Here is a 633-nt window from a genome sequence, read left to right as displayed (position 1 = left end):
GTCTACGCGGAGGTCCTGGGGGTGGAGCGCGTCGGTCTCGACGACGACTTCTTCGCCCTTGGCGGGCATTCGCTAAAGGCGGTGAGGGCAATGCATATGATCTCTGAATCCGAAGAATTGGATTTAAAGTTAGAAGAGTTCTTCGCAAGGCGGACTCCGCGTAGCTTATCGTTGGGAATTCGCACAGATAATAGAATTGGTAACAATTTGATTCACAAGGATGCTAAAGAGATTTTTGAACTATGAATGATATCGAGTTATTACTCAATCGATTGTATTCTCAGGGGTTGAGATATTCTGTTGAGAACGGAAAAATATTATTTTCGTCGCTAAATGGGAAGCTGAGTGAAGAACAAAAACGTTTGATTGATGAGAACCGGGATCAAATTAAGTCTCGCCTAATTGGTTCTAGTGAAAAACTGAGAAGTCGTATCAATCCAGTTGAAACTACTTCTCGTTATATGCTCTCGAGCGCGCAGCGCCGTCTCTGGGTTCTGAGCCGCTTCGAGCGGGGCAGCACCGCCTACAACATGCTCTTCGCGCATCGCTTCGAGGGGTCCGTCGACGTCGCCTCCCTGAAGCGTGCGCTGTCCGCGGTCGTGGCTCGCCACGAGTCCTTGAGGACCCGCTTCG

At 49.6% G+C, this 633-nt stretch carries 2 protein-coding genes; both read left to right on the top strand.

The features are described from left to right. Window positions 1-246, top strand: a 246-nt coding sequence (locus QEH53_RS23930; RefSeq protein ID WP_309025760.1) for a phosphopantetheine-binding protein, incomplete at its 5' end; no start/stop codon positions are given. Next, window positions 243-633: condensation domain-containing protein (locus QEH53_RS24575; RefSeq protein ID WP_369426458.1), on the top strand; the 391-nt coding region annotated here is incomplete at its 3' end. The genes QEH53_RS23930 and QEH53_RS24575, both read left to right, overlap by 4 nt.

The organism is Pelagicoccus sp. SDUM812002 (assembly GCF_031127835.1).
Lineage (GTDB): Bacteria > Verrucomicrobiota > Verrucomicrobiia > Opitutales > Opitutaceae > Pelagicoccus.
This window is presented reverse-complemented; position numbering and strand designations above follow the sequence as displayed.